This window comes from Cytobacillus sp. T106 (assembly GCF_040492155.1).
Taxonomy (GTDB): Bacteria; Bacillota; Bacilli; order Bacillales; family Cytobacillaceae; genus Bacillus_AB; species Bacillus_AB infantis.
Window position 1 is genome coordinate 76884 of record NZ_JBEUMK010000015.1, and the last position, 6105, is coordinate 82988.

Consider the following 6105-nt stretch of genomic DNA (forward strand, 5'->3'; position numbering starts at 1 on the left):
TAAATCCCTTTTAACTTTTTCCTCAAAAAAGTAAAACCATATATATCAAGGAAGATAGCGGTTTCATGTTAGTTTAATTAACATATAGTTATCAGAAACTTTAAAATACTCATTGACACCTGTTTGAAAAGAGATAAAATAAGGGTAAGAAACTTAATGTTATATTATCTAACATGAATTTGTTAGATGATAAGCATACATTATTTGAGGGGGAGAGAAAGTGGATACAACTTTTTTGATGAACAGTTTATGGGTCATGGTTAGTGCAGTCCTGGTCATCTTCATGCTTGGCGGATTCATTATGCTGGAGGCCGGGTCTACACGAATGAAAAATGCCGGCCATATCGCGGGGAAGACCATTTTTACATTCGGGCTTGCCTCACTCGTTTTTTGGGCTGTCGGCTTTGGATTTATTTTTGGCGACAACGGCAATTTCTTTACAGGTTTATCGCACTTTTTTTATTCAGGATATGAAATTGAAGGAATGAGTCTTTCCTCATCAGTATTTTTCCTCTTCCAGCTTGCTTTTGCAGGAATCTCCATCACGATTGCCCTCGGCGGCTTCGCAGAAAGGGCAAAACTTTCAATCTATCTGATATTTACGATTCTGTTTTCAGCACTTGTCTATCCGGTGGTTGCCCATTGGATCTGGGGCGGGGGATGGCTGGCTGAACATGGGAAGCAGGATTTTGCCGGCTCAACTGTCGTTCACCTGACAGGGGCGATGGCGGCATTGGCAGCGACCCTCCTTCTTAAACCAAGAATCGGCAAATATAATAAAGATGGCTCTGCCAATAATATTTACGGACATAACCAGGTATTCACTGCCCTTGGGGTCTTAATCCTTTGGATTGGCTGGTTCGGATTCAATGCAGGAAGCACCGTTTCTGTTGACGGAGCCTTCTTTGGATTTGTTGCCCTGAATACCAATCTTGCTGCAGGTGCAGGGGCGGTCGCAGCGCTCCTGATCTCATGGGTGGTTCTCGGCAAATCGGATATTACGACAATGCTGAATGGCGCCCTGGCCGGCCTTGTTGCCATAACAGCATCCTGTGCCTTCGTTGACACATGGGCAGCTGTACTCATTGGGTTTGTTGCGGGAATACTCGTTTTCTATAGTGTCCGATTCTTCGAGAAACTGAGAATTGATGATCCGATATACGCCCTTTCTGTCCATGGAGCTGCAGGGGTATGGGGCACATTGTCAACCGGATTCTTTGCCACTCCGGAATTGGCAACAGTCGGCCAGCCTGGATTATTCTACGGAGGAGGCTTCACACAGCTGGGAGTCCAATTCATGGGCGTTGCTGTATCTGCCCTCTATGCTTTTGCCGTATCATTTGTCATACTGCTTATAGCAAAGAAGGTTATGAATGGCTTGCGTGTATCTGAGGAAGAAGAAATTATGGGCCTTGATGTCAGTGAGCATGGCAGCTATGGATACCCGGAGGTTTTCCTTTCGAAAGATAATAAATTATCTTCATGAGCATAAGGCCTCTTCATGGGGCCTTATGTTTTCTTCATATAAAGGGAGTGCGTTTATTTGCAGGATTTTCAGTCATATGCAGAAATCAGGGAATGGAAGGACAGCCGGATCTTCATGGCTGCCGCCAGTACATCCAAAATAAATGAAATCCATGATGAAGCGATGAAATACGTGTTCAGGCAGTCTGTGCAAAAGGTTAGAAAAGGGCCGGATGAATCGGATTTTGTCTGGTTTGTGACCGGCAGCGGAGGCAGGCTGGAGCAGGGTGTCATCAGTGACCAGGATCACGGCATTGTTTTTACCGGGGGGGAAGAGGAAGCAGCGTACTTTCAGGAACTGGGGCAAGAGCTGTCATATGGCCTGAATGAAACGGGATATCCCTATTGTGAAGGCAAGGTGATGAGCAGCAACCCTTTATGGCGGAGAACAGCGGAAGCCTGGAAAGAACAGCTGGAGCGATGGATTGAGGAGGAGAGCTGGGAGTCGATCCGGTATCTGCAGATTTTTTATGATGCGAGGGCCCTGGAAGGAAGCGGAGTGTATATCAGTGAGCTTAAATCTTATGTGCACACTAAGATGATCGCAGGTCCCAGACTTTTAAAAAGGCTTGCAGAGAATAGCATGCATATAAAACCGGCTGTTGGTCCCCTGGGCCAGATCCTTGTTGAGGAAAAAGGAAAATTTGAGGGCTTCATAGACTTGAAGCAGACTGCTTTCCTTCCCTATGTTAACAGCATCCGTCTATTGGCGATGAAGGAAGGGCTTTTTGAAACCTCCACCCTTGAAAGAATCAGCAGGCTTGCGGAAAAGGCAGAGTATAAGGATGCGCTGGAAAAGGCAGAGCGCAATTTCCGCCTTCTGCTGGCCTGCAGGGAATCCATTTTCTCCAGTGCCCGCTCTTATGAGGCTTCACATTATTTGAATGTAAGAAACCTTCCAAGGGAAGAACGGGCGGAGCTCCGCAATATCCTGAAGGGCGGAAAAAAGCTGCACCAATTTGTACAGGCCAAGATTGAAAAGGGTGTCCAATAATGGGCTTTGAAAGCATGTTTCAAATGATGAAAGGGCTGCCGGGGAAACTGAATTCCGGTGTATTCGGGGGGATGCAGGGCGGGCAGAATTCCCAGCAGCAGGCCTTCCTGCGCAGACTGCATAAAGAGATACGGGCAGAGGAAGCGCTGTCGGTGCCGCTTGACAGGATGGAAGCTATCGTCATGGATATTGAAACAACTGGTTTTTTTCCTGATCAGGGAGATGAGATTATTTCTATAGGGGCGGTCAAGATAGAGAATGGAACCATAAATGAGGATAAGAAGTTTTATTCCCTGATCAGATATGAAAAAACACTCTCACCTCAGATTGAACAGCTTACAGGCCTAAGGGGCTCCCAGCTTAAGGAGGCGCCCCCGCTGCCTGAAGTGCTGATAGATTTCTTCAAATTCTGCGAAGCGCGGCCCATCATAGCGCATCATGCCCGGCATGAGAAGAGCTTCCTGCAGAATGCGAGCTGGAAGCATTTTAAGGCTCCTCTTAAGCACAGAATTATAGATACCTCTTTCCTGTACCGCATTGCCGAGCCGGAGCTTAACCTGCAGAGGCTGGAGGACCTGTGCAGCCACAACGGCATTCCGGTCATGGAGCGGCACCATGCTTTGGAGGATGCCCGGCTGGCTGCCGAGCTATGGTGCTGTTATATAAGCAAGGTCCGGGATAAGGGTTGTATGACCCTGAAAGATGTATATGAAAGGGTTGCTTCATTATAGCCCCATTAAAGGTGCGGTCTCTGCCGTACCTTTTGTTTTTATTAATTTCCTTTTTCAGCCAGAAAGGGGGTTTAACTGTCATTTTTCCCGCGAAAATACTAGAATAGGAAATAGCTATAAGAATGTTAAAAATTCCAGCTTTCTTTTTGAAGGCAAAAAAATATAAAGGTGATCAAAATGAATATAAACAAAAAAGGACTGCTGGTCGATGTAGAAACAACAGGCCTGGCTCCTGGCGGGGACGAAATCATCGAACTGGCATTTATTCTGTTTTCTTATGATGGAGCTACAGGTGAAATCCTCCAGGTTGAGGAAAAGGAGTCTTTCCTTAGGGAGCCGCTTTCAAGCAGGGCCCTTAGAAATTACAGCAGTGCCTACAGGATTCATGGTATTCCGTTTGAAATGGTAAGGGGACAGGTTTTCCATGATGAGTCAGTCCAGTCCTTCCTTAATAAAGCCGATTCTGTATTTGCCCATAATGCATCATTTGACAGAAGCTTCATGTATCAGATGTATCCTGAAGTGAATGACCTTAAATGGTATTGCACCATGAAGGGTGTACAATGGAAAAAGTATGGCTTTGCCAACAGCAAACTGGCGACCCTTCTTTCCGCCCACAATATTACAGACCATCAAACTCACAGGGCGATGGACGATATTACATATCTGATGGAGCTCATGAAGCAGCAGAACCCGGACGGTGGCCTGTTTTTAAAAGAGGTGCTTGAAAAAGGGCCGATGAGAAAATACCAGCCTGCGAAAAAACCGGGGAAAACCTATTCGTGGAGCGCCGGCAGCAGCATTGATCCGCCCTTCAATTAATCTATTTAACGAAACCGCCATAAGGCGGTTTTTTATTATGAGGAAATAATGAAGTTTCCATTTTTTGAGAGAGGTTTTATTGTTATAATGGAAATATTACAAAAATAAACACAAAGAGGTAGAGCTATGTTACTGAAAGACGCTGAAGTTATTCTGCGGACCATCACCGAAGAAGATCTGCCCCGGTTATGGGAGCTGGCTTTTAAGGAAGAGCATCCGGCGTGGAAAAAGTGGGACGCTCCCTATTTTGAGCATAAATCACTGACGTTTGCTGAATATGAGTTGCGGAAGGAGCAGGTAGTCAACCAGGAGGATATGCTGGCCATCGAAATCAACGGCAAGATAGAAGGGACGGTCAGCTATTACTGGGAGCATGAGCCATCTCTGTGGCTGGAAATGGGAATCGTCATTTATTCGCCGGAATATTGGAATGGCGGCTATGGGACCAGGGCATTGAAACTCTGGATCAGCCACCTTTTCCAAACAAAGCCGATTGCCCGGACCGGCTACACCACCTGGTCAGGAAATGAGCGGATGGTCAAGGTCGGCGAAAAGCTGGGGATGACGATGGAAGCCAGGCTGCGGAAATGCCGGATTTACAAAGGCGTCCATTATGATTCAATCAGGATGGGCATTTTGCGTGAAGAGTGGGAAGCTAATCCCGTCTTTGAATTGGCTGGGTCCGCAGCTGGAGAATAAATACTAAAAATGAGAAACGGAAGTATGTCCAATGAATAATATAAATGAAAAATTGAAGGGATCGTTTCCGGAAATCAAAACGGCCCGCCTTCTGCTTAGGAAAGTGATAATGGAGGATGCAGAGGATATCCTCGGATATCTTTCTGATGCCGAAGTAACGAAATACTATGGAATCGAGCCATTTGCTGACTTGGATGATGCACGCTCCGAAATTGGCTGGTATGAACGCATTCTTGAGGAAGGAACGGGTATCCGCTGGGGAATTTCGTTAAAGGACGGACAAGGGCTGATTGGAAGCTGCGGATTTTTGAATATGAATTCCACCCATTTCCGGGCAGATATAGGTCTTGAATTGGATCCTGCCTGTTGGAATCAGGGAATCGGCACCGAGGCAATCACGGCTATCATCCAGTATGGCTTCGAGGATTTGAATCTGATGAGAATCCAGGCACTGATTGAACCGGCAAACCTCCAGTCCCAGCGCCTTTTCGGAAAATGCGGGTTTATCCGTGAAGGATTGCTGAGGAATTATGAATATACCTGCGGAAAGTTTGATGATCTGCTGATGTTTTCCATCATTAATCCCCATCATCTAGGCCCAGGGTCTTAGAAGCAAATAATACCCGAGTTCGTTCTTTAAGGGAGCATTGTGGCTGTATGATTATGGAGAAGGGCAGCACGGTCGCCACTGCGCATTTCCCTTCATTTTTTTCAGGAGGGAAAAGAAATGGGCCATCGCCAGGTATTTGTACTGCTGACCGACACGGGAACTTTATTCACAAAGCTGATCCGGATTTTTACTGGAAAAGAACTCAATCATGCATCCATCTCATTTGATGAAGGGCTGCTGGATGTGTACAGCTTCGGGAGGATTAATCCTGCCAATCCGTTTTCCGGGGGATTCGTGAAAGAAGATGTGCGCGCGAATTTGTTTGCAAATGCCCGCTGTGCGGTTTATGCCTGTACGGTGAGCGAGCAGGAATATGGCAGGATGCAGGAGCAGGCGGCATTTTTTGAAGAAAACAGGCATCATTATAAATATAATCTGCTCGGCTTGTTCGCCGTGCTGTTCAACTGGGAATATAACAGATCCAATGCCTTCTTCTGCTCTGAATTCGTCGGGACCATCCTCAAGGAAACCAACGGATGCCGGGTGGAAAAGCCTGTTTCACTGCTTAAGCCGCATGAACTGGAGAAAGTCTTTTCGCTCCATCTTGTATACAAAGGGAGTCTGTCTGATTATCTGCAGGCCGACTCAGCCCGTCCAAGGCTGGATGCTTCCATTGCATGACAGGAAGCCAGCCTTGTACAGGCTGGCTTCTTGTCGGGGCTGAG

General features: G+C 46.6%; 7 protein-coding genes. All 7 read left to right on the forward strand.

Going from position 1 to position 6105, the window contains the following annotated elements:
- The first annotated feature begins 220 nt into the window (after positions 1-220).
- The 7 genes from ABU165_RS21090 to ABU165_RS21120 all read left to right on the forward strand — a co-directional run bounded on the left by ABU165_RS21090 (position 221) and on the right by ABU165_RS21120 (position 6061).
- On the forward strand, positions 221-1486 hold the full coding sequence (locus tag ABU165_RS21090) for an ammonium transporter (RefSeq protein ID WP_022544367.1): 1266 nt from the start codon (positions 221-223) through the stop codon (positions 1484-1486).
- Between the two features lie 57 nt (positions 1487-1543).
- Positions 1544-2518, forward strand: coding sequence for a putative nucleotidyltransferase substrate binding domain-containing protein (locus ABU165_RS21095; RefSeq protein WP_148948913.1), 975 nt, complete (start codon positions 1544-1546; stop codon positions 2516-2518).
- Positions 2518-3249: an exonuclease domain-containing protein gene (locus ABU165_RS21100; RefSeq protein ID WP_101549535.1), complete on the forward strand. Its 732-nt coding sequence runs from the start codon at positions 2518-2520 to the stop codon at positions 3247-3249. Before ABU165_RS21095 ends, ABU165_RS21100 begins: the two co-directional genes overlap by 1 nt.
- A gap of 177 nt (positions 3250-3426) precedes the next feature.
- The gene (locus tag ABU165_RS21105) at positions 3427-4071 is read left to right on the forward strand and encodes an exonuclease domain-containing protein (RefSeq protein WP_101549539.1); all 645 of its coding nucleotides are present in this window, start codon (positions 3427-3429) and stop codon (positions 4069-4071) included.
- A gap of 126 nt (positions 4072-4197) precedes the next feature.
- Entirely contained in the window at positions 4198-4770 is a 573-nt protein-coding gene (locus ABU165_RS21110) for a GNAT family N-acetyltransferase (RefSeq protein ID WP_009793131.1), read from the forward strand.
- A 31-nt stretch (positions 4771-4801) separates the two neighbouring features.
- A complete protein-coding gene (locus ABU165_RS21115) occupies positions 4802-5380 on the forward strand; it encodes a GNAT family N-acetyltransferase (protein WP_101549541.1) in 579 nt (192 codons plus the stop codon).
- Between the two features lie 117 nt (positions 5381-5497).
- Positions 5498-6061: a hypothetical protein gene (locus ABU165_RS21120; protein ID WP_101549542.1), complete on the forward strand. Its 564-nt coding sequence runs from the start codon at positions 5498-5500 to the stop codon at positions 6059-6061.
- Positions 6062-6105: the final 44 nt, after the last annotated feature.

Excerpts from the sequence above, each read along its gene's own strand:
- ABU165_RS21100 (WP_101549535.1), top strand. The coding sequence starts at position 2,518 with ATGGGCTTTGAAAGCATGTTTCAAATGATGAAAGGGCTGCCGGGGAAA.
- ABU165_RS21110 (WP_009793131.1), top strand. The coding sequence starts at position 4,198 with ATGTTACTGAAAGACGCTGAAGTTATTCTGCGGACCATCACCGAAGAA.
- ABU165_RS21115 (WP_101549541.1), top strand. The coding sequence starts at position 4,802 with ATGAATAATATAAATGAAAAATTGAAGGGATCGTTTCCGGAAATCAAA.
- ABU165_RS21120 (WP_101549542.1), top strand. The coding sequence starts at position 5,498 with ATGGGCCATCGCCAGGTATTTGTACTGCTGACCGACACGGGAACTTTA.
- ABU165_RS21105 (WP_101549539.1), top strand. The coding sequence starts at position 3,427 with ATGAATATAAACAAAAAAGGACTGCTGGTCGATGTAGAAACAACAGGC.